The organism is Labilibaculum sp. DW002, from assembly GCF_029029525.1.
In the GTDB taxonomy this organism is placed as follows: Bacteria; Bacteroidota; Bacteroidia; order Bacteroidales; family Marinifilaceae; genus Paralabilibaculum; species Paralabilibaculum antarcticum.
This window is the reverse complement of sequence record NZ_JAKJSC010000002.1, coordinates 117,983-140,467: the sequence shown is the minus strand read 5'-3', so window position 1 is coordinate 140,467 and position 22,485 is coordinate 117,983. Positions and strand designations below refer to the sequence as shown.

Here is a 22,485-nt window from a genome sequence, read left to right as displayed (position 1 = left end):
CTGATCACTGTTTTCTGATAACTGTTTACTGCTAACTGTTCATTGTTGTAATCCATTCTCCTTCTGTGGTCATTAACTTCCTCATTAAATTAGTAGTAAGGCATGAATGCACAGGCAACACTCCTATCAAGTCTCCAATCGTAAACTCATCAAATAAAGCATCGCTACAGCGGATAATCCCATGTTCTTGTGAAAGACTTGCCAAGAATCCACCTCCTAAAATTTCACTCCAACCATTCTCCGCAATTCGAACAATACTACCAAACAACTTGGTTCCCTCATCATCAGCTTCTAAATATTCTTTTGAAAAGTGAACACCTCCACCATGAATCACCAATTCATTTCGATCAATATTTTTTGCAATAACAGGACAAGCCATGGCAACCGCAATTTGGCTTTCATCGCAAGCACCCAAAACATATTGCATGATATCATAGAATACAAAATTTCCAGGTCGAATCTCATCAATTCCATAAAATTCCTCGCTAATACTGCAGGCTGGCGTATCTCCTAAAGAAACCTCTAAACCTGTAATATCTTTTCTGAAAACATCTTTCAGTTCATTTAAATCGAGAAGTGTTTTGGAATGATTTTTATGAATTTGCTCATGATCATCAGCCTTGTAATTGTGTCCTGTATGCGCTAAAAATCCCTTACAATTCAATTTTTCAGTTTCCTTCATCAAGTCAACTAACAAACGTAACGACCCTATCGCCTCGGCAGGAATTCCTGAACGCTGATAACCTGTATCAACCTTAATGAAAATTCCAACAGGATGTTCCAATTCAGATTCTAAATAGGCAATTGCTTCTCGAGATTCAAGCACTAAATTCAATTGAATTTTCGATGCTAACTCGTTAATCAACTCTATTTCCCGAAGATTAACAGGAATCGCAACCGTAATATCCTTCCATCCATTGTCTGCAAAATATTGTGCCATCACCATCGACGAAACAGCAATAGCTTCAACACCTCTTTCTTTAAACCAATCACCTATTTGGGCAGATTGATGCGTTTTAAAATGAGGACGCAAACGTGCATTGGCTCGTTGCGCTTTTGCAATCATATTCTCAATATTTGAAATACACTTTGCTTTATCCAATAATAGTGTAGGACGAATTATTTTAGAATTTAAACTTTCCATTGTCAATGCTTAACGGTTACGAATCAATTAAAACTTATCTGATTTTCGATCGAATATCCATCAATAGATGATCTCTTACATCCAACAAGTTTTCAGAAAAGCCAACTTTGTAAATATGTGGACTAATAAAACGCTTGTGTCCATCTGGTAACTGAGCGAATCTCTTTCTTAAATAAGCATTAATTTCAGTTGGGCTTTGATTTTCAATCAAGACTTTCCCATTTTCCATTACCTTATGCGTGAGTTCTTCACATTTGTAATTTGTTACGTAAGTATTTTTGTGCGAGTGAAAGGCATGAAACAACCTGCTTGTAGATTCCTCATTTTCCAGAAGAACTCCATCTCGAAAAAACATTCCTTCTTCATCAAAATAGCGAACAAGTTTTTTCTTTCCAGGCATGGTAATCTTCTCAATATTCTCAGATATTTTCAAACGAGGAACACCATTATTTTGCACCAATTTATACACACCATCTAGCGCGCCAGTATCTTTTCCCGTTACCAATTCGGTTCCAATACCATAACCATCTAATTGTGCTCCTTGTTCATTCAAACTTTTAATTACATATTCATTTAACTGGTTAGATGCAATAATCTTCACGTAATCTAAACCTGCTTCGTTTAACATTTTTCTAGCTTTCTGACTTAAATAAGCTAAATCACCACTATCCAAACGAATTCCGATCATTTTATGTCCTTCAGCCTCTAACTCCTTGGCAACTTTTATCGCATTCGGAACGCCAGACCTCAAAGTGTTATAAGTATCTACAAGTAAAACCGTATTATCAGGATTGATATTGGCATATTGACGGAAAGCGTCCAATTCATAATCAAAACTTTGAATCCATGAATGAGCTTGAGTTCCCGTTAGCGGAATATCGTAATTAAATGCACTGTAAACATTCGAAGTTGTGTTTGCACCACCGATTACTGCTGCACGACTTGCATGAATACCACCTAATCCTTGTGCTCTTCTCAAACCAAAATCTGAAAATTCTTTATCTCCAATTACATTTCTAATTCGGCAAGCTTTTGTCGCTATAAGCGACTGGAAATTAAGATAATTCAACAGTAAAGTCTCAACCAACTGAGCCTCAATAATATTTCCTTCAACTCGAACGATCGGTTCATTGGGAAATACAATCTCACCTTCTTTCACACTATAAATAGTAGCTGTGAAACGAAATTCTTTTAAGTAATCAAGAAATTCATTTCTTAAACCAGACTTTCGAAGAAATTCAATATTAGCCTCATTGTATCTAAAATTCTTCAAAATCTCTAGTAGATCCTGCAAGCCAGCAAACACAAGATAACCACCACTATACGGATTTGTACGGTAATAATAATCAAAAACGGTTTGCTCGTCTTTCTTACCACTTAGAAAATATCCTTGAGCCATTGTTAGCTCATAATAATCTGTATATAATCCTGTATTATCAGTTAATGTGTTCATTGCATTAAATTAAATAAAACCTTTCCAAAGATAAGTAATATATGCTATTCCGCCCACAAAAATGGAATGGATATGTGTTGGTAAAACATGATATTCACTATTTGTTTCTTACAGGATAAAGCTTACTTTAGCGCCCCTTAAACAATAACTTAAACAAATAAAACTTATAAAATGGTAATGACTGCTCAACTTAAGGAATCTATTCGTGATTCCAAATCAGCAAGATGGTTCGTTTTAATAACGGTTTCTTTCTTGATGCTTACAGGATATTTCTTTACAGATATCATGTCTCCTTTACAAGGAATGTTACGTGACCAAATGGGATGGTCTAATTCATCTTATGGAACATTTGCAGGCTCTTATTCTGTATTGAACGTATTCTGTCTGATGCTTATTTTTGGTGGGATTATCCTTGACAAAGCAGGTATTCGTTTTACAGGAACCTTCTTTGTTGGTGTTATGATTGTTGGGGCTTTCCTTAACTATTACGCCATGACTGATATGTTTAATAATGGTGGTATTGGATATGATTTTCTAAACTCGTTCTTAACTGACTATAAGCCTTCTTTGAAGATGGCGATGATTGGTTATGCCTTATTTGGTGTGGGTGTTGAGATTGCAGGTATCACTGTTTCTCGTATCATTGTAAAATGGTTTAAAGGAAAAGAAATGGCATTGGCTATGGGACTTGAAATGGCTTGTGCTCGTGGTGGTATGCTAATTGCATTTTCAGCTTCTCCATGGATGACAGGTGCTGATAAAATCATCTCACGTCCATTAGCATTTGGAGTTATTCTTCTTGTTATTGGTTTACTTGCATTTTTTATTCATAATATGATGGATAAGAAACTTGATGCTGAAGTTGCAGCTGATACTTCTGTTGAATCGTCTGAAGATGAATTTAAAATTTCGGATGTTTTCTTATTGTTTAAGAATCCTGGTTTTATTCTTATTGCACTGCTTTGTGTATTATTCTATTCCGCAATTTTCCCATTTACCAAATTTGCACCAGACTTGATGGTTCAAAAGTATGGTTTTGCTGAGGAACTTTCAGGTATGATTGTAGGACTTCTTCCTATTGGAACAATGGTTTTGACTCCGATTTTTGGTGCATTTATGGATAAGAAAGGAAAGTCAGCTAGTATTATGATGTTGGGATCTTTATTATTGATTTTCTCTCACGTGATCTTCGCTTTTTTACCAGGTAACACTGCTTTTGCATTTACGGCAATGGTTGTTTTAGGATTTGCATTCTCATTTGTACCTGCAGCTATGTGGCCTTCAGTACCAAAGATTATTCCGGAATCACGTTTAGGATCTGCTTATGCAATGATCTTTATGATTCAGAATGTAGGTCTAATGTTATTCCCTATGCTTTTAGGTACTGTATTGGATTCAGCAAACGAAGGAATAGCTGAAGGTGCTGCTCTTAATTATACTGAGCCGATGATGTTAATGGTTGGTTGTGGTATAGCAGCTCTATTAGTAGCTTTCAGATTAAGAGTTGTTGACAAGAAAAAAGGATATGGTCTAGACCTTCCAAACATTGAGAAATAATTCTCTTATACATACGATATATAAAAAGCCACCTTCGGGTGGCTTTTTTTATTGCTCTTTTTACTGATAAAATACAGGTTTGTTTATTTGGGCATTAATCTTAATTTAGTAAGCTCTAAAAACCCAAAAATAAAATACTAACCCAAAAATTATTGTAATGACAGATGCTATTAAAAAGACATTGAGAGATAGTGCAGGCGCTCGTTGGTTTGTGCTAATTCTCGTATCGGTAACCATGCTTATCGCATACACATTTATGGAAGTGCTTTCTCCGCTTCAAACACTTATTCAAAGTACTTACGGATGGAGTGGTACCGATTGGGGAATTGTAACAGGAGCACAAGGCTACTTAAATGTGTTTGCATTTATGTTGATCTTTGCAGGTATTATACTCGATAAAATGGGAATTAAATTTACTGCCATTGGATCAGGTATAGTTATGATACTAGGTGCTATAGTTAAGTATTATGCATTTGCTGGCGATTTTGAAATGGGTTCTACAATCATAGGAATCGATTCAAGAGTATTTATTTCAGCAGCTGGATTTGCCTTATTCTGTGTAGGTGCCGAAGGTGCTGGTATTACTGTATCTAGAATAATCGTAAAATGGTTTAAAGGAAAAGAAATGGCACTTGCTATGGGTACAGAAATGGCCTTAGCGCGTTTAGGTTCATTCCTTGCACTATTTGGTTCACCTCGTATTGCTGAAGCATTTGATATTCCTACATCAGTTTTAGTTGGTACTATTGCTTTAAGTATTGCTTTAATTCTTTTTATTGTTTATAGTGTAATGGATACCAAGTTGGATAAACAAGTTGAAGATGAAGCTGAAGAAGAAGAGCCATTCAAAATCTCAGATATTGGTGTCATCATCTCAAGTAAGGGATTTTGGTATATCGCTATTCTTTGTTTATTATTCTATTCTGCTGTGTTCCCATTCTACAAGTTCTCTTCGGGACTAATGGTGAATAAGTTTGGAATTGATCCGTCTACTGCTGGTGACATCCCTTCAATTCTACCATTCGGAACGATTCTTTTAACACCTCTGTTTGGATTCATATACGACAAATACGGTAAAGGCGCCTCTATCATGATTCTTGGAGCAGTTCTACTTGTAATCGTTCATACGATATTCTATATACCCGCTTTAACGGCGACTTGGGTAGCGATATTCGCGGTTGTTCTATTGGGAATTGCTTTCTCATTGGTTCCTTCTGCAATGTGGCCATCGGTTCCAAAAATTATCCCTGAAAAGCAGTTGGGATCGGCTTATGCACTTATCTTCTATGTTCAGAATATTGGTCTAATGCTGGTTCCTATTTTGTTAGGTGTTGTTTTAGATAAAACAAATCCAGGTGTAAACGAGAAAATAGAAGGTGCAATTGCAACTTTCAGAGCAGAAGGTGTTCCTGCAGGTGATATTTCATCAAAAGTGCAAGCACTTAGAGAAGCAGGTGAAATTCCAATGTTTGATTATTCATCAACATGGTTAATCTTCGTTGGTTTAACAATTCTTGCGACCATTTTTGGATTCTTATTAAAAGCAGAAGATAAGAAGAAAGGTTATGGTCTTGAATTACCAAATATTCAGAATTAATAAATTAACGAATATATTTTAAAGCTGTCCTTAGGGGCAGCTTTTTTTATGCCGTTACGAAAAGCTTTCGTATTTTCGGAAACTATTGAAAACAAACACTTCAACTACATGACTAAAACTAAACTACAAGAATCACTAAGAGATTCTGTACTTGTCCGCTGGGCAATGCTGATTACTGTCGGATTTGTTCTTGCGGCAAACTACTATTTTTACGATGCATTATCTCCATTAAAATCAACACTTACCAAAGAATTTGGGTTCACCAGTACTGATTTTGGTTTATTTGTATCCGTATACTCTATTCCTAATGTCTTTTTCTTAATGGCAGTATTGGGAGGAATTATTCTCGATAAATTAGGTATTCGAAGAACAGGATTCATGTTTGTCGCCTTTATGGCCTTTGGAGCACTGGTAACAGCATATGGAGCAAGTGATCTATACAGAAACGACGGGCTTGGTTATTCGTTCATGTCTTCTTTCATGCCTGGATATTCTCCCGAACTGAAAATGATGTTATTAGGACGATTCCTGTTTGGTTTAGGAGCTGAAACCAGTATTGTTGTCATCAGTAAAATCATTGTAAAATGGTTTAAAGGAAAGGAATTAGCCTTAGCATTTGGAGTAAAACTTGGGCTTGCCCGAACCGGATCATTTCTTGCATTCAATTTATCACCAGTTCTAATTGAATCTGAGCAGGGATGGACTACTGCCATATGGTTTGCAGCCTTTTTAGTTCTTTCTGCCTTATTGGTATTCCTAATTTACATGATGTTTGATCTTAAATTGGATAAACAAGTAAAGCAAGAAGGTTTACTGTCTACAAGTGATGAATTTCATATCTCAGACATTACAAAACTACTAACCAATCGTTCGTTTATTTACGTCACTTTGTTGTGTTTGACCTTTTATTCTGCGGTATTCCCATTCCTATCTTTTTCATCTGATTTTTTCCTCAATAAATTTAACCTATCCATAAAAGAAAGTGGTTTCATCTCCTCAATGTTACCCATTGGAACAATGATATTTACACCGATATTTGGTTTGTTTGTTGATAAAATAGGAAAAGCAGCATCTCTAATGATTTATGGATCTATAATACTAGTAATTGTGCATCTCACATTTGCCTTTACAGGATTATCTCCATACGTAATGATGGTTATTTTAGGACTTGCCTTCTCTTTGGTACCAGCCTCTATGTGGCCATCTGTTGCTAAAATGGTGGATGAAAAAAGAATTGGTTCTGCCTATGGATTGATGTTCTCAGTACAGAATTTAGGCTTATGGGCATTTCCAATTTTAGCAGGAGTAGTTTTAGATGCTACAAACCCAGAAGGAGCTGAAACATTAGATTATACTTATACCATGATCATGTTTGCTTGCTTAGGATTAGTTGGTTTAGTGTTCGCCTTATTATTAAAAAGAGAAGACAAAGTTTCGGGCTATGGTTTGGAACTGCCTTCGAACAGCAAATAATTTAAAATAGAATACCTACAAAATAGCTATCCTTCGGGATGGCTTTTTTCAACTACAATATTTAACGATTTACATTCCAACAACTATGGGATTATACTTAATGATCTTACCACTTTTCAAAATAAAAAAGGGTGTCCAATTTGGACACCCTTTGTTAGCTCTTATATTTTGGAGCCCTTAAGAATTGTTGTCTAGAATTACCACATTACATCCAACAATTACCAACTAAAAGTGTTCGAGAGTTTCCCCTATAGATATTCTCGAACTTCTGTTAGACAATTATTGGTATCATTGTCTAACAATAAAATCTTGAAGCAATTCTAAACACCCTAAATACTTATTGCCTAGAAAAGTCATATTTAATCGATCATTAAATTTTATTTTTGAACGTTACGAAATAAGAAATACGCAACATGATGGTTTTGCATAATAATTGAAACCTAAATAACAAATAACATGCCGTAACGGATTAAATGTTACGGCATATTAAAGAAAACCAATTAATTATGCTATTAAAACCAAAATCCCGGGACACCACTCCCAATATTTGGGAAATCATTCATTGAACGATTTCGACTATAGAAATACAATCTCCAGACCAAAACGCACAAGTTTCTAATATTCTGATCGTTAACTCAAATTGTCAAATTTACAATAAAGGAAAAGTGTTCGTATACATAACACATACTGTCCGTTTTAGAACAATAAATAAAGTGATTCATTTATTTGAACACATTCTTCCTTTAGATAAAATCAATTTTAAGAATTGAATATGTACCTTATCAGTTCAATACAAGTGAAAATAACATTCAAAAAAATGTATTTGTTAAGCCAATAAGAGTGATCTAAATAATCATCAAATACAATTTAGAATCTTTATAAATAATTTATTATCTTTGCCCTCATTCAAATGAATTATATATGGAATCAAAAACAAAACAACAAAACAAACTATCAACAACAATAGTACTTGAAAACAAAGCAATTGCTCCTGGCGTTTACGTTATCAAATATAAAAAAACCAAAGATTTTAAGGCTGGACAATACATTGGTATGACTACAGACTTAAGTGTTACACCACGATTATACACTATTGCTAGTGGTGAAAACGAAGCTGAAGTACAAATCCTATACAACCTTAAAGATGATGGATGGCTAACTCCAAGATTAAGCGAAATTAAAGCAGGTTCAGAGTTATATGTAACTGATCCAGAAGGTGATTTTATTGATGATGAGAATCCAGCATGGTGGATCGCTTCCGGAACAGGAATCGCTCCTTTCTCTTCAATGTTTCGCTCAGGATTAAAAGCTGACAAAAAGCTCATTCACGGAGGTCGGTTTACACATTCTTTTTTCTTTGAAAAAGAGTTTCGTCCGGCTCTTAAAGGCAATTATATACGCTGTTGTTCACAAGAGAATGGAGAAGGTTTGTATAATGGAAGATTAACACGATATTTGCAGGATATTGAGGTATTCCCAGAAGATTGCAGATATTTCCTTTGCGGTAGTCCAGAAATGGTTGTCGAAGTGAGAGATTTACTAATTAAACGTGGTGTTTCCTACGATAGAATCGTTGCAGAAATCTACTTTTAAGTAAGTTATAACAAAGAGTAGGCAAGACTTCGGTGCAAATAAAAAAATGAATAATGGCTAAAGAATTACTATTAGGAAAAACATTGGAAGAACTAACACAAATCGTTTTGGATTTGAAACTTCCTAAATTCACAGCAAAACAACTTGCTGATTGGCTTTATAAAAAGGACGTAGAGAGTATAGATGACATGTCAAACCTATCATTAAAAGCAAGGACAGCTTTAAATGAAAAATACGATATTGGAATTACACTTTCAACTAAAGAACAAGTTTCAGTAGATGGAACAAAGAAATATCTTTATCCAACCAATTTGCCTAATCAGTTTATTGAAACAGCTTATATTCCGGACGATGACAGAGCAACCCTTTGTGTATCTTCCCAGGTCGGTTGTAAAATGGGCTGTTTGTTTTGCATGACGGGGAAACAAGGCTTTCAAGGCCAACTTAAATCTAGTGACATTATAAATCAAGTACGTTCTTTACCGGAATTGCACAATCTTACCAATATTGTTTATATGGGTATGGGAGAACCTCTTGATAATGTACATGAAGTCATGAAATCTCTTGAAATATTGACTGCCGACTATGGTATGGCGATGAGCCCGCGAAGAATTACAGTTTCAACCATTGGAATTATCCCTGGCATGAAAACATTCTTGAACGACAGTGAATGTCACCTTGCAGTAAGTCTGCATACACCATTCGACGATGAGAGAAAGAAATTAATGCCAGTTCAGAACGTTTACCCTGTAAAGGATGTTTTGAAAATGATTCGTGAGTTCGATTTTGGGCGCCAACGTCGAGTATCCTTCGAATACATCATGTTTAAAGGAATAAATGACACTCCTGCTCACGTAAAAGAACTTTGTAAGATTTTGGATGGTATCAATTGCCGAATGAATCTAATTCGCTTTCATCCCATCCCAAATTCTCCTTTATTAGGTTCTGATGAAAATACGGTTGAGGAATTCAAGAATTTATTAAATAAAAAAGGAATTACGACAACTATTCGTCGCTCCAGAGGTTTGGATATCTTTGCTGCTTGTGGTTTACTTTCAACCAAGGAATTGGTTAAGCAACAAAGTAAAGACTATTAATAGAAAAATCCTGCTTACTTAAGCAGGATTTTTTTTATATCTATTTAGTTCTATTTGTCGCTTGATGTTCTTACAATCAAATCTGCATGAACAACAGCTTCTTTTATTTTATCACTATCTGGTTTATCCTCCATTTGTTCAAACAGAAGATTAGCCGCTTCTCTTCCAACTTGTTTTGGATTCTGATCCATAGTCGAAATCGAAGGTTCCATATAACGCGAGCGACGACTATTAGAGAATCCAACAACAGCAACTTCTTCAGGAATTTTAAAGCCTAACTCCTTAGCTGCCATAATTGCTCCAATTGCCAACTCATCATTAATCGCAAAAAATGCATCCGGACGGTTACTTCTTGAAAGTAGTTCCATAGTTGCTTGCTTTGCCGAGTCAACAGTAAAATCACATCGCGAAATTAATGTTTCATCTAAGTCAATATTTTTATCTGCAAGAGCACGCTTATAACCTCGCATTCTATTTCTTCCAAAAAGCATATACTCTGGTCCTGTAAGGAATGCAATACGCTTAGCTCCACCCTCTAAAAGGTGAGAAACTGCAGAATGAGCAGCAGCGGCATCATCCGCAACAACCTTTGATACTTCAAGTTCCTTAGATGTTCTATCGAATAAAACGATAGGTACACCCATTTCTTTTATCTTATGTATATGATCGTAGGTGTTCGTTGCACGAGATAAAGACAGAATAATTCCATCCATTCTCATATTTAGAAAACCATCTACGTTCTTTTTCTCTTTCTCTAATTTCTCATTCGACGAACTCACAAAAACCTGATAACCATGCTCATCGGCAACTTGTTCAATTCCTTTTACTACTGAAGCATAAAATGAACTAACAATCTGTGGTACAACAACTCCAATAGTATTTGACTTTTGAGTTTTAAGCGCAACAGCCAAAGGATTTGGTCGATAATTTAATTCTTTCGCTAATTTTTGTACTGCTTCTCGAGTTTGTAAACTTATTTCCGGATTATTCTTTAATGCACGAGAAACAGTAGAAACAGAGATACTTAACTTTTCAGCAATATCTTTAATCGTTACGGGTCGGTTTGCCATAGTAATAATTTTAGAATCTTACATTCAATTGTCTGAAATTGTAATAAAAATAATGATTTAAATCACTTTTCCCGACAAGAAACAAAGATAATATAATTTAGACAGGTTCCATCCTGTGAAATATACTTTTTCGTGGTGTATAACACCCATTTTCAACATCCCGCACTAATTTAAGACATTCTTAACCTTTTATTAATGCTTTTGTAGTTCAGAAATCAAAAAATAAGATTTAACAATTCCCTTAAGATCCAATAAATGAAGATCATTCACACTTACACTTTCCAGAGATCCGTTAATTTCTCTAAGAACTTTTAGTTCTCTGCTAAAATTAAAAACACAAACTCCGTTGGCGTTACCGATTATTCGATAAACTAGTGCGCTTCCATTGCTTACTTTTACTCATCACACAATGGTACCTTAGTTAATTTTAACAGTATTATGTTATAATAATATTGGGATATTCAGTAATTGTAATTTCCCATTTTTATTTAAAACTAGAAATGCTTCTTGTTTCTAATCTGCTCACATTCTTACTTATTGAGAATAGTTTAAACTTGAAGAAAATAGATAAGTATGTGTTTATTTTGTAAGCATGAAGGATTGAAGAGAATACCCCACAGCGAAGAATGAGTGAGGAGTAGTAACGGAAAGCCTGACCCAAAGGGGCACGCCCAACACATAAAAAAAGGCGAAAAATAAATTCCACCTTGACTTTTACATTACAGTACTTTCAATTTATATCTCAAATAAATCCGATGCTTCATGCCTTAAGGTATCAAATATTGAATAGCGAACACGAAGTAAGTTTATTATTTCAGCATCAACCACTCCATTATTAATTGAGTTTAAATCACTTAGAATAACAATTAATATAAATGTACAGAAAAGCATATTAACACGTACATTTGCAGCTCTAAAATATAATATGAACAAAGCTCTGTCATGGAAAATCTAAATAAAAACCTTAAATATTTACGCATTCGCAAAAGATTATCACAAACTCGATTATCTCACAGAATTGGAATTGGAGCTTCATCTATTAGCGCCTACGAAAAAAGAAGAAGTACTCCAAAAATTTCAAGCTTACTGAAATATTCTAAATACTTTAATAGAAAGTTAGAAGAACTAGTAAATGAAGATATTTCCTTAAGTGATCAAATAAAACAACAAGATACCAAAGGAGATCAACTTCGTGTTTTGCCAATACTCGTTGACAGCAAGAACGAAGAAATGATCAGTTTAGTTCCTGTAAAAGCTGCTGCAGGATACCTAAATGGCTACTCAGATGCTGAGTTTATAAGCGAACTTCCAAATTTCAGAATGCCATTTAGTGAGCTTTCTGAAAACAAAACTTACCGTGCATTCCAAATTGAAGGAGACAGCATGTTACCAGTTCCTGCCGGATCGTACATTATATGTGAATACGTTCAAGATTGGGAGCATATAAAGGATGATTCTTGCTGCATTGTTTTAACGGCTGACGATGGCATAGTTTACAAACGAATCAAAAAAGATTTTTCAAACAATCAGTTGTTATTGAATTCTGATAACTCAGAGTATCTTTCTTTTGAAGTTAGCTTAAATCAGGTGTTGGAGGTATGGAAATCTTTAGGTTTTGTCAGTTTTAATTTACCAGATGCTCCTCAAAAATAAAAAATGATTAGAATCATATAAATTAATTGAAAATAAGGATTTTAAAAGTCCATTTTTTTCTACTTTTGATTCCTTAAAATGATTCTAAATAAATACAATTAAACAATTGCAAAATGGGTGTTATAAGCAATAATAAAGGTGTTTTTTACGCAATAATTACAGCTTTTTTATGGGGGTTTCTGCCAATATTTCTAAAGGTTAGCTTGAATGAGCTCGACTCCATTTCTATTGTTTGGTTTCGCTTCACTTTTGCATTTACAATTCTCTTTTTATTCTTTTTAATAACGGATAAAAAACAGTTGGAAATAATAAAACGACCTCCACTCATTCTTATTATTGCTGCTTTAGCCTTAGGTGTTAATTACCTAGGTTTTATGCAAGGCATTAACTATACAACACCGAGCAATGCGCAAATTATTATGCAAACGGCTCCTATTTTACTAGCATTAGTAGGTGTTGTGTTTTTTAAAGAGCGACTAAACAAAAAGCAAATAATTGGTTTTGCAATTGCAGGTATCGGATTGTTCTTATTTTACAGAAACCAATTACAAGCCTTTATTCAAGATGCTGATGCGTTCAATACTGGCTTTATGTGGATTGAATTGGGTGCAGTAATGTGGGTTTTGTATGCTGCTTTACAAAAACAATTGGTTCAAAAGCATCCTGCTCAACTTTTAAACATGGTTCTTTATGGTATTCCTGCCATTTTGTATACTCCCTTTGTTAATTTTGAGGCTTTTGCTACCATCAGTATAACAACATGGATGATTCTAGTATTCTTGGGACTTAACACATTAGTTGCGTACGGCTGTCTTGCTCTAGCTTTTAAATATACGGAAGCATATAAAGTAAGTCTTATTGTAACCATGAATCCAATTATCACCTTATTAGCGATGGCTGCTTTGGCTGCCCTAAATGTTAGTTGGATTCAAACCAATTCACTGAGTATTTATTCAATTCTAGGTGCCGTATTGGTAATCGGAGGTGCCATTACAGCTGTTTACTTTTCCAAAAAGAATAAAAAATCTACTAACTAGGATTTTAGCTTAGGTTCGATATGGATGGTCGAAGAATAACCATATTTATCTAGAATTGCCTCCTCTAATTTTGTAGCAATATCATGCGCTTGCTTTATTGGCATATTATGAGGCAAACGAATATGAAATGTTAGTTCAGTGTGGTCTCCGTACACATGCAAATGAAAATGATGTGGTTCTAGTTTGTAGGGGTGAACCTCCCCAATAGTTGATTTTAAGGAATCAATAATTCCATCACTTGGACTCTCTCCCAATAAAGAATGAATAGAATCACTTATTATTTCATAAGCCGCGTGACCAATAAGAATCGCCACAATCAGTCCTAATACACCATCAATCCACCAATAGTACGGACCTAAAAAGATACCAATTAAGATCACCAATGAAGAAATTGCATCACTACGATGATGCCATCCATCTGCACGTAAAACTTTAGAATTCGTTTTTCGAGCACCGTAATAGGCAAATTGAGCTAATAATTCTTTAATCACTACCGATGCAATCATAACCACAACCGCTATTGTTCCAAATTGTGATGCTTCATGATCTCGAAGCGTATGATAGGATTCAATTACGAAATCGAAAGCCACTAAAAGCAAAAGGATACCAATGATAAATGCACTAATCAAATCAGCTCGACCATGGCCAAAAGGATGGTCATCATCGGCAGGTTTCTTTGAAATTTTAGCGCCTACAATTACAATTACAGAACTTAAACTATCAGACAAAGTATGCCAAGCATCCGCCATTATTGCAATGGAACCAGTTACAATACCAGCCCAATACTTTAAGCCAAAAAGTAAAATATTACCAATAATAGAAAGCCAACCTTCTACCAAAGCCCAATTCGACTTGTCTAATTTAAATTTAGAATTCTTCAATTGTATTATTCTTTAACCAACTACAAACAACAAGTTAACTATTATTATTTGATCCACTAAGCTATTTTATCATCTACTGAGAAAAGCTTCGAAGCTGCTAATTTTATATTATTCTTTTTATCAATATGGAAATCGATGCGTCCAAGTGCTATGCCAGCCCATCCTACCTGATTGATCAATACTTCAACTCCATCTTTGTTCAACACTCGATCGGGTGTTTCTAATAAAGTATGAGAATGCCCACCAATAATTAAATCAATCCCTCGTGATTTTTTAGCAAAATCATAATCCGAGTCTCCTCCATATTCATTTTTGTATCCTAAATGGGAAAGACAAATAATCAAATCACATTTTTGTTCCTCTTTTAAAACACGATGCATTTTTTCCGCCACATCAACAGGATCAATATAAGATATTGTACTTCTATTTTTAGCTTCAACATATCCATCTAAGTCTACACCAACACCAAAAACACCGATCTTTAAATCTCCTTTCTCGAAGATTTTATAAGCCGGTATTTTCCCTTCTAAGTCCGTTCCAGTAAAATCATAATTTGCATTTAGCAAGGGGAAATTAAGGTGCTTCAATTGATTTGTGATTCCTTCAATTCCATTATCAAACTCATGATTTCCAATATTCCCGGCATCATAACCAATCTTTGACATCAGCTTGAATTCCGCCTCTCCTTCGAAAAAATTAAAATAGGGAGTCCCCTGATACACATCTCCTGCATCAAAAAGCAAAACATGATCTTCAGTCTTTCTTATTTTTTGCACCAAAGCATTTATTCTTGCAAAACCTCCCAAACCTCCGAATTCTGGATCTTCCTTAGGAAAAGGATCGATACGAGAATGCAAATCATTCGTATGCAAAATTGTTATTTTTTGCATTTGATTCTTAGCTGCCAATGATCTTTTAGAAATTAATCCCGTTCCTAAAACCAAACTTGCAAGACTAATATTTTTCAAAAAATCTCTTCTATTCCACATGATAAATCCTCCCATCTAGTTTCGCAGAAATATGTTTTCCATTCTTATAATTCTCACGAATGTATTTAATCATTTCAGAGCGCAACATTTGATGCATATGTCTAAATGTTTCTCTATTCTTAAATGCTGTAATATTACCTCCACCATTCACTAAATAATCAACAGAAATAACGTAATAGATCTTTTCCTTATCGATGATTTTCCCATCAACAAGAACATCAATTGCTTTGCGGTCCTTAATACCCATTTTAAATCCACTAGATCCTTCTCCGCCAAACTCAGCAAGCTGATCAAGAAGTGTTTTCAAATCTCCACCTTTCATTCCAACAATTACCAATTTGTTTTTAAAGGGCAGCATTTCAAACATTCTTCCGGTTCTAATCTCTCCCTTAGGCATTCCTGTTCGAATCCCACCCAAGTTCATAATTGCCAAATCCACAGAATGTAAAAGACCATTATCTTTGCAAAATGTCTTGCCTATTTGCAGCATTCCATCAGCAATAAAGTTAGATAATTGACTCTCAGGCTTAGCAGTAACCATTTCTTCATCTGCAATCGAAATCACCATATTCATCTCCTCATCCAATTGAGATTTATAGCTTACGATAAGATTCCTGAAGCTTGTATCTAGCTTCGAATAAGCATCTAATGTAGAATCAATAGAATAGGTCTTCTGATTTTCGGTTTGATTGATTTTCTCAGTTGTTGCACAGGCGGAAATTCCAAGGAGCAAGACAGAAACAATCAATAAGTTATAAAGTGATTTTTTCATATTAAATTTAATTGCCAATAATAAAATACTGGCTTATCTTTTTTTAAGGGAGTGTAAAATTATAAAAATACCTTAATTTCTTTATTATAGTTGGATAATATTTTAAAAATCTAATGTTAATTGCTGTGGTTCAGAGAAATCAACCTTATTCGAAACCGTCAAGCCTAACAATCGAATGCTCTCCTTTAATTCGACTTGTAGCAATAACTCCTCTGCAATTTTCATAATTGAATCTAAACCGGATATTTCCTGAAGAATTGTTTTGCTTCTCGTAACCTGTTCGAAACTACTATATTTTACTTTCAAACTAAGAGTTCTACCTTTAAATCCACTCTTTTCTAGCCTTTTAACCAAATCCTCGGCAGTAAGTTTCATATCTTTCCTTACAGACTCTCTATCAGATAAGTTTGTATAAAATGTGTGTTCAGTACCTACCGACTTGCGGATACGATTTGGATCAACAGCTCGATTGTCTATCCCTCTTGAGACTTGATAATAGTAAGCTCCAGCTTTACCAAATACTCTTGTCAAATCAGCAAGACTTCTTTTCTTTAAATCTTTACCATGAAAAATACCTAAATAATGCATTTTATCGGCAGTTACCTTACCAACACCAAAAAATTTATCAATTGGTAAAACTTCAATAAAGGTTTCTACATCCTTAGGTGGAATAACAAATAAACCATCAGGTTTCTGATAATCAGAAGCAATTTTAGCTAAAAATTTATTTACCGATATCCCTGCTGAAGCAGTCAAACCTGTTACTTCCTTTATGCGGATTTTAATTTCTTTGGCGATTAGACTTGCAGAAGGAAGATTCTTCTTGTTATGCGTTACATCTAAAAATGCTTCGTCGATTGAAAGAGGTTCAACCAGATCCGTAAATTCAAGAAAAACATTCATTATTTGCTTCGATATTTCCTTGTAACGATCAAATCTTGCTTTTACAAAAATTAAGTGTGGACATCTTTTTTTTGCCGTTTTGGAGGGCATTGCCGAATGCACGCCAAATTTCCTTGCTTCATAACTAGCAGCAGCCACAACTCCCCTATCTCCAGAACCTCCAACAGCAATTGGTTTGTTCCGAAGTTCAGCATTGTCGTACTGTTCTACCGAAGCAAAAAATGCATCCATATCGATATGAATAATTTTTCGGGTTTCGTCCATTCTAAAAAAGCAAATATTTAAGCACTCGTCAATTTTATCAATTCAATTTTTGTAATTTTACAAGCTCTTTCTACGTTTTACAAAGGAAACGAACCAATTCAATTACAATTGCGAAAATAGGGAATAAACCAACACCTCTTGTATCTAAAATAGTTAAAGTGAACCAAATTAAAGATCTTACAAGTGGGAATATTTTCTCACAAATAGTAAAGCTTGCTATTCCAATTATAGCAACCTCCTTTGTACAAATGGCATACAACATGACCGACATGGCTTGGCTAGGTCAAGTTGGTAGTCAAACGGTAAGTGCTGTAGGAATGGCTTTGTACCTAGTTTGGTTCGGTGCATCCTTAATGTTTATCACAAAAATTGGAGTTGAAGTTGGAATATCCCAATCCATTGGAAGTAAAAATATCGAAAAAGCCAGGTCTTTCGCAAAAAATGCATTCAGCCTGTCCTTTGTAATATCCATCGCCTTTGCAATTTCGGTATGGGTATTTGCAGAACCAATTATTAGTCTTTTCAACATCCAGAGCGAACTGGTAAATGGTACAGCTTTAAAATACCTACGAATTATTGCCATCGGAATGCCTTTCACCTATTCCAACATTACCATGTCTGGGATTTACAACGGTATTGGCAATACAAAAATTCCTTTCTGGGTTAACGCATTTGGCCTTATCATTAACATGATTTTGGATCCTATATTGATATTTGGTTGGGGTAGCATTCCTAGCATGGGAGCCGAAGGGGCTGGAATTGCAACTGTAATTTCACAAATATGCGTTTTTCTTGTATTCATCTACTTCTTGCACATCAAGGAAAATCCTTTGCAAATCAAGAATTATTTGGGTAAAATTCAAAAAGAATTCGTGACACCAATTCTAAAAGTTGGTGGTCCTGTTGCATTGCAATCGGTTTGTTTCGCACTTTTCGCAATGATTCTCGCCAGAGTAATGAACGACATAGCAGAAGGCAATTCTATTCCTTTTTCAGTTCAATCCATAGGAGCACAAATAGAAGCTCTTTCATGGATGACCGCCTCTGGTTTCTCTACAGCCTTAGGTACATTTACAGGTCAAAATTTTGGTGCGAATAAATGGGGCCGTATACAAAAAGGATTTTTCATTACATTAGGAATTGCCGGATTTATTGGAATTATTAGCACTAGTTTATTCCTTTTTGTTGGCGATCATATTTTTAGTTTGTTCATAAACAGTGGTGAGCAAGATGTTGTTCAAATGGGAATTGTTTACCTCATTATACTTAGTTTTTCACAAGTATTCATGAGCATTGAAATTACAGCAACTGGAGCATTTAACGGTGTTGGTCGTGCAATTCCTCCTGCCATAATTGGCATCGTTGGGAATGTGTTAAGAATTCCTTTTGCCTTTTTATTTAGCTACTCTTTGGTTGATTACCTGCCAGAATTTCAAAACTGGATCTCAGCTGATTCTGTTTCTGTAACTGGTGTTTGGTGGGGAATTACAATCACGAGTATCCTTAAAGGAAGTATTTTGTTTTTATGGTTTGTGATTTTACTATACAAACATCCCGAAAACAAAGATCCACTTCCTTTTCAACGATTCTGGATTCGATTAATTCCTTGTCGATTACGCCAAACAAGTATCATCATTAGCCCGCTTAAAAATGAAAAAATTAAATAGAGAGCTGAAAATTACAGAAGATGGCTCACATACATTATTTGTACCTGAACTAAATGAGCACTATCATTCAACTCATGGAGCTATTCAAGAGGCAATGCATGTATATATTAACGCAGGTTATAATTATTGCGAAAAAGAAGTAATTCACATTCTCGAAATTGGCTTTGGAACTGGCTTAAACTGCTTTTTAACCTTACTTGAGGCTGAAAAACAAAACAAACAAGTCGTCTATCATTCCATTGAACTTTATCCAATCAATCAAGATGAGATAAAGCACTTGAACTATACAAAACAAATTCCCAATTCCGATGTCTCGATTTTTGAGAAGTTACACCGTGTTGAATGGAATCAAGAGGTGAAAATAACCGATAATTTTGTACTCAATAAATTGCAAGGAGATCTTCGAGAATTTAACTTCCCCGGAAAATACGATTTGGTTTACTTCGATGCTTTTGCACCTGATATTCAACCAACACTCTGGACAGAAGATGTATTTGGAAACATACATCAATATTTAAATTCGAATGCGATACTAACAACCTATTGCACAAAAGGAATTGTAAAACAAGCCTTAAGAGCTACCGGTTTTAAAGTAAAACGCCTTCCAGGACCTCCAGGGAAAAGACAAATGCTAAGGACGACAAAATTAGACACCAACGAAGCAAAAAATCTGCTGTAATCACCTTTTCCAACAAAATGCAAAAAAAGGTTAATATCAATACGATTTTCGATATTCTAGCAGAAAAGTTTTACCTTAGACGATTCTTATGACTTTAGTGATCATAAACAAACAGAAATCATTATAAATAAACTATAGATTACCGTAATGAAGTATACTGAAGAACAAGATAAGGTAAGTTATTGCCTTGGTTTAAGCATTGCAAGTAATTTAATTACATCAGGTGTTAAAACTTTAAATGCTGAACCTTTTGTTGAAGCTCTTGATGCAGCTTTTAATGGTAAAATGCCAGAGGTTTCTCCAGAAGAAGCTAACGCTATATTGCAAGAGTTTTTCGGAAAAATGCAAGAAGAGCAAGCTGAGAAGGCTGTGGGCGAAGGACAAGCATTTTTAGAAGAAAACAAGAAAAATGAAGGTGTTGTTACATTAGAAAGTGGTCTTCAGTACCAAATTATCACAGAAGGAAATGGTGATAAGCCTAAAGCAACTGATAGTGTTAAATGTCACTACCACGGAACATTAATTAACGGAACTGTTTTCGATAGCTCTGTAGATCGTGGAGAACCTGCTACATTCCCGGTAAATGGAGTTATTGCAGGATGGGTTGAAGCTCTTCAACTAATGCCTCTTGGTTCTAAGTGGAAACTAGTTATTCCTTCGAACCTTGCATATGGTGCACAAGGTGCTGGTAACCTAATTGGTCCACACACAACTCTTATTTTTGAAGTTGAACTTCTTGAAATCGTATAATATTAATAACCCTAATAAAATATTAAGATGAAATTAAAAGTATTAACTCTTGCCTTTGGTCTTGGACTAATCACTCTTGCTTCTTGTACTCAAGAAAGAAATAAAAATGTTGCAGTTACTAACGAAATTGATTCTGTAAGCTATAGCATTGGTGCTAGTTTTGGAATGAACTTAGAGCGTAGCGGATTAACTGAATTAAACGATGAAGTTCTTCTTGCAGCAATGTATTCTGCTTTAGATAAAGATAGCTTGTTAATTACTCCTCAAGATGGACAAAAAGTAATTAACGACTACATTCGTGGTATTCAGGAAAAAGTTGGAAAAGAAAATCTTGCAAAAGGTCAGAAATTCTTAGAAGAAAACAAATCGAAAGAAGGTATCGTTGTTACTGCTAGTGGGTTACAATACCGTATCATCAACGAAGGTGACGGTGCTAAACCTCTTGCTACTGATAAAGTATCTGTACACTACAAAGGAACTACTATCGATGGTAAAGAATTCGATTCTTCTTACAAAGGAGGTAAGCCTGTTACATTCATGCCTACTCGTGTAATTAAAGGATGGACTGAAGCTTTACAATTGATGCCTGTTGGTTCTAAGTGGGAACTTTATATTCCTTCAGCATTAGCATATGGTCCTCGTGGAGCAGGTGCAGATATCAAAGCTAATGAAACTTTAATTTTCGAAGTTGAGTTATTGGAAATCGTAAAAGACGAGAAGAAAAACTAATTGATTGTACTAATATTAATTAGAACAATACATTAAATACAACAACCCCTTTTAGATAATTCTAAAAGGGGTTGTTTTTTTCTTTTTTGACTAAGATTCTTTTTTTAGATTTGCATACTTTTGCACTTGCAGAAGCAATGTTGTAAATTTAAAATCTCTTTTCCTGAAATCAATTAATAAACATTCTCAAAAATACTATATATCAGTGTATTATGAGTATTTTCAATTGCATTAGGAAAAAAAATAATAAAATGGGATACGAGAACATTTCCATTCTACATCAAATTGAAATAATTAAAAATAAATAAAATGATGCACGCTGAAATTCATACCGAAAAAGGTTTAATGAAGGTGGAATTCTTCGAACAAGATGCACCAACTACAGTTCAAAATTTTGTTACTCTTTCAGAAAAAGGATTTTATGATGGATTAACTTTTCATCGCGTAATTCCAAATTTTGTTATTCAAGGTGGATGTCCTGATGGAACTGGTGCTGGTGGCCCTGGTCATACTATCAAATGTGAATTAACTGGTGGTAACCAATTCCATGACAGAGGTGTTCTTTCAATGGCTCACGCTGGAAGAAATACTGGTGGATCTCAATTTTTCATTTGCCATGGCCGCGAAAATACATCACACCTGGATCGTCAACACACTTGCTTTGGTAAGGTTGTTGAAGGATTAGAAGTAATTGATGCAATTCGCGCTGGAGATAGCATTGATAAAATTGTAATTATAAAAGCTTAAGTACAAAATATACAAGAAGATTATGAACTTTGAAATTAACGGTAAGGTTATCCTTAAGGAGGATACTCAGCAAATAAACGATAGATTCAAAAAAAGAGAATTTGTTATTGAAGTTGAAAATGAAAGAAACTCTGATTGGAATGATTTCATTAAATTTCAGTTGACTCAAGATCGTTGTGATTTATTAGAGACTGTTTCTGTTAACGAAAACATTAAGGTTTCTTTCAATATCAGAGGAAGAAAGTGGGAAAAAGATGGAAAAACAAACTATTTCTCAAACTTAGAAGCTTGGAGAATTGAAAAAATGCAAGCGGCAGCTGCTGCTGAAATGCCAGAATTCAATGCGGCTGATATGCCTCCAGCTCCTGAAGAAGATGATCTTCCTTTCTAGAAAATATAAAAACCGCACTTTACAGTGCGGTTTTTTTTA

General features: G+C 34.8%; 20 protein-coding genes. 13 read left to right on the top strand and 7 right to left on the bottom strand.

Annotation, left to right across the window (positions count from 1 at the left end; all coding sequences use genetic code 11):
* Positions 1–31: 31 nt before the first annotated feature.
* Both L3049_RS12280 and L3049_RS12275 read right to left on the bottom strand, forming a co-directional pair.
* Positions 32–1,144, bottom strand: a complete 1,113-nt coding sequence (locus L3049_RS12280; RefSeq protein ID WP_275110113.1) for an alanine racemase — start codon at positions 1,142–1,144, stop codon at positions 32–34.
* 34 nt (positions 1,145–1,178) lie between these two features.
* Positions 1,179–2,597: a nicotinate phosphoribosyltransferase gene (locus L3049_RS12275; RefSeq protein WP_275110112.1), complete on the bottom strand. Its 1,419-nt coding sequence runs from the start codon at positions 2,595–2,597 to the stop codon at positions 1,179–1,181.
* Positions 2,598–2,768: 171 nt separating this feature from the next.
* Here L3049_RS12275 and L3049_RS12270 point away from each other — a divergent pair, with 171 nt between their 5' ends.
* The 5 genes from L3049_RS12270 to rlmN all read left to right on the top strand — a co-directional run bounded on the left by L3049_RS12270 (position 2,769) and on the right by rlmN (position 9,914).
* Positions 2,769–4,154, top strand: coding sequence for an MFS transporter (locus tag L3049_RS12270; RefSeq protein WP_275110111.1), 1,386 nt, complete (start codon positions 2,769–2,771; stop codon positions 4,152–4,154).
* A gap of 157 nt (positions 4,155–4,311) precedes the next feature.
* On the top strand, positions 4,312–5,751 hold the full coding sequence (locus L3049_RS12265) for an MFS transporter (RefSeq protein WP_275110110.1): 1,440 nt from the start codon (positions 4,312–4,314) through the stop codon (positions 5,749–5,751).
* Between the two features lie 108 nt (positions 5,752–5,859).
* A complete protein-coding gene (locus L3049_RS12260; protein ID WP_275110109.1) occupies positions 5,860–7,224 on the top strand; it encodes an MFS transporter in 1,365 nt (454 codons plus the stop codon).
* Between the two features lie 921 nt (positions 7,225–8,145).
* A complete protein-coding gene (locus L3049_RS12255) occupies positions 8,146–8,817 on the top strand; it encodes a ferredoxin--NADP reductase (RefSeq protein WP_275110108.1) in 672 nt (223 codons plus the stop codon).
* A 53-nt stretch (positions 8,818–8,870) separates the two neighbouring features.
* Positions 8,871–9,914 (top strand): dual-specificity RNA methyltransferase RlmN, encoded by a 1,044-nt coding sequence (gene rlmN / locus L3049_RS12250; protein ID WP_275110107.1) that lies wholly within the window; start codon positions 8,871–8,873, stop codon positions 9,912–9,914.
* Positions 9,915–9,964: 50 nt separating this feature from the next.
* Here rlmN and L3049_RS12245 read toward each other — a convergent pair whose 3' ends face one another.
* On the bottom strand, positions 9,965–10,984 hold the full coding sequence (locus tag L3049_RS12245; protein ID WP_275110106.1) for a LacI family DNA-binding transcriptional regulator: 1,020 nt from the start codon (positions 10,982–10,984) through the stop codon (positions 9,965–9,967).
* A 942-nt stretch (positions 10,985–11,926) separates the two neighbouring features.
* Here L3049_RS12245 and L3049_RS12240 point away from each other — a divergent pair.
* Entirely contained in the window at positions 11,927–12,637 is a 711-nt protein-coding gene (locus L3049_RS12240; RefSeq protein WP_275110105.1) for a LexA family transcriptional regulator, read from the top strand.
* A 113-nt stretch (positions 12,638–12,750) separates the two neighbouring features.
* The gene (locus L3049_RS12235; RefSeq protein ID WP_275110104.1) at positions 12,751–13,674 is read left to right on the top strand and encodes a DMT family transporter; all 924 of its coding nucleotides are present in this window, start codon (positions 12,751–12,753) and stop codon (positions 13,672–13,674) included.
* Here L3049_RS12235 and L3049_RS12230 read toward each other — a convergent pair.
* The 4 genes from L3049_RS12230 to dinB form a co-directional block, all read right to left on the bottom strand.
* Complete coding sequence (locus L3049_RS12230; RefSeq protein WP_275110103.1) at positions 13,671–14,555, bottom strand: cation diffusion facilitator family transporter; 885 nt, start codon at positions 14,553–14,555, stop codon at positions 13,671–13,673. The genes L3049_RS12235 and L3049_RS12230 overlap by 4 nt on opposite strands.
* 56 nt (positions 14,556–14,611) lie before the next feature.
* Positions 14,612–15,544, bottom strand: a complete 933-nt coding sequence (locus tag L3049_RS12225; RefSeq protein ID WP_275110102.1) for a bifunctional metallophosphatase/5'-nucleotidase — start codon at positions 15,542–15,544, stop codon at positions 14,612–14,614.
* Complete coding sequence (locus L3049_RS12220; protein ID WP_275110101.1) at positions 15,534–16,316, bottom strand: 5'-nucleotidase C-terminal domain-containing protein; 783 nt, start codon at positions 16,314–16,316, stop codon at positions 15,534–15,536. Before L3049_RS12220 ends, L3049_RS12225 begins: the two co-directional genes overlap by 11 nt.
* Before the next feature lie 102 nt (positions 16,317–16,418).
* Positions 16,419–17,483, bottom strand: coding sequence for a DNA polymerase IV (dinB, locus tag L3049_RS12215; RefSeq protein WP_275110100.1), 1,065 nt, complete (start codon positions 17,481–17,483; stop codon positions 16,419–16,421).
* A 158-nt stretch (positions 17,484–17,641) separates the two neighbouring features.
* Between dinB and L3049_RS12210 the strand changes: the two genes are divergently transcribed.
* The 6 genes from L3049_RS12210 to L3049_RS12185 all read left to right on the top strand — a co-directional run bounded on the left by L3049_RS12210 (position 17,642) and on the right by L3049_RS12185 (position 22,446).
* The gene (locus L3049_RS12210; protein ID WP_275110099.1) at positions 17,642–19,150 is read left to right on the top strand and encodes an MATE family efflux transporter; all 1,509 of its coding nucleotides are present in this window, start codon (positions 17,642–17,644) and stop codon (positions 19,148–19,150) included.
* Positions 19,134–19,829, top strand: coding sequence for a tRNA (5-methylaminomethyl-2-thiouridine)(34)-methyltransferase MnmC2 (gene mnmC2, locus L3049_RS12205; protein WP_275110098.1), 696 nt, complete (start codon positions 19,134–19,136; stop codon positions 19,827–19,829). The genes L3049_RS12210 and mnmC2 overlap by 17 nt, the downstream gene beginning before the upstream one ends.
* A gap of 147 nt (positions 19,830–19,976) precedes the next feature.
* Positions 19,977–20,579: a BamJ family beta-barrel-assembly machinery protein gene (gene bamJ / locus L3049_RS12200; RefSeq protein WP_275110097.1), complete on the top strand. Its 603-nt coding sequence runs from the start codon at positions 19,977–19,979 to the stop codon at positions 20,577–20,579.
* 27 nt (positions 20,580–20,606) lie between these two features.
* Positions 20,607–21,308, top strand: coding sequence for a BamJ family beta-barrel-assembly machinery protein (bamJ, locus tag L3049_RS12195; protein WP_275110096.1), 702 nt, complete (start codon positions 20,607–20,609; stop codon positions 21,306–21,308).
* Between the two features lie 309 nt (positions 21,309–21,617).
* Complete coding sequence (locus L3049_RS12190) at positions 21,618–22,055, top strand: peptidylprolyl isomerase (protein WP_275110095.1); 438 nt, start codon at positions 21,618–21,620, stop codon at positions 22,053–22,055.
* 22 nt (positions 22,056–22,077) lie between these two features.
* Positions 22,078–22,446, top strand: a complete 369-nt coding sequence (locus tag L3049_RS12185; RefSeq protein WP_275110094.1) for a DUF3127 domain-containing protein — start codon at positions 22,078–22,080, stop codon at positions 22,444–22,446.
* Positions 22,447–22,485 lie beyond the last annotated feature (39 nt).

Bases quoted from the DNA above. Each gene is read 5' to 3' on its own strand.
- rlmN (WP_275110107.1), top strand. From the start codon at position 8,871: ATGGCTAAAGAATTACTATTAGGAAAAACATTGGAAGAACTAACACAA.
- bamJ (WP_275110097.1), top strand. From the start codon at position 19,977: ATGAAGTATACTGAAGAACAAGATAAGGTAAGTTATTGCCTTGGTTTA.
- L3049_RS12190 (WP_275110095.1), top strand. From the start codon at position 21,618: ATGATGCACGCTGAAATTCATACCGAAAAAGGTTTAATGAAGGTGGAA.
- L3049_RS12240 (WP_275110105.1), top strand. From the start codon at position 11,927: ATGGAAAATCTAAATAAAAACCTTAAATATTTACGCATTCGCAAAAGA.
- L3049_RS12280 (WP_275110113.1), bottom strand. From the start codon at position 1,144: ATGGAAAGTTTAAATTCTAAAATAATTCGTCCTACACTATTATTGGAT.
- L3049_RS12255 (WP_275110108.1), top strand. From the start codon at position 8,146: ATGGAATCAAAAACAAAACAACAAAACAAACTATCAACAACAATAGTA.
- L3049_RS12275 (WP_275110112.1), bottom strand. From the start codon at position 2,597: ATGAACACATTAACTGATAATACAGGATTATATACAGATTATTATGAG.
- L3049_RS12235 (WP_275110104.1), top strand. From the start codon at position 12,751: ATGGGTGTTATAAGCAATAATAAAGGTGTTTTTTACGCAATAATTACA.
- L3049_RS12185 (WP_275110094.1), top strand. From the start codon at position 22,078: ATGAACTTTGAAATTAACGGTAAGGTTATCCTTAAGGAGGATACTCAG.
- dinB (WP_275110100.1), bottom strand. From the start codon at position 17,483: ATGGACGAAACCCGAAAAATTATTCATATCGATATGGATGCATTTTTT.
- L3049_RS12225 (WP_275110102.1), bottom strand. From the start codon at position 15,544: ATGTGGAATAGAAGAGATTTTTTGAAAAATATTAGTCTTGCAAGTTTG.
- L3049_RS12245 (WP_275110106.1), bottom strand. From the start codon at position 10,984: ATGGCAAACCGACCCGTAACGATTAAAGATATTGCTGAAAAGTTAAGT.
- L3049_RS12260 (WP_275110109.1), top strand. From the start codon at position 5,860: ATGACTAAAACTAAACTACAAGAATCACTAAGAGATTCTGTACTTGTC.
- L3049_RS12270 (WP_275110111.1), top strand. From the start codon at position 2,769: ATGGTAATGACTGCTCAACTTAAGGAATCTATTCGTGATTCCAAATCA.
- mnmC2 (WP_275110098.1), top strand. From the start codon at position 19,134: ATGAAAAAATTAAATAGAGAGCTGAAAATTACAGAAGATGGCTCACAT.
- L3049_RS12220 (WP_275110101.1), bottom strand. From the start codon at position 16,316: ATGAAAAAATCACTTTATAACTTATTGATTGTTTCTGTCTTGCTCCTT.
- bamJ (WP_275110096.1), top strand. From the start codon at position 20,607: ATGAAATTAAAAGTATTAACTCTTGCCTTTGGTCTTGGACTAATCACT.
- L3049_RS12265 (WP_275110110.1), top strand. From the start codon at position 4,312: ATGACAGATGCTATTAAAAAGACATTGAGAGATAGTGCAGGCGCTCGT.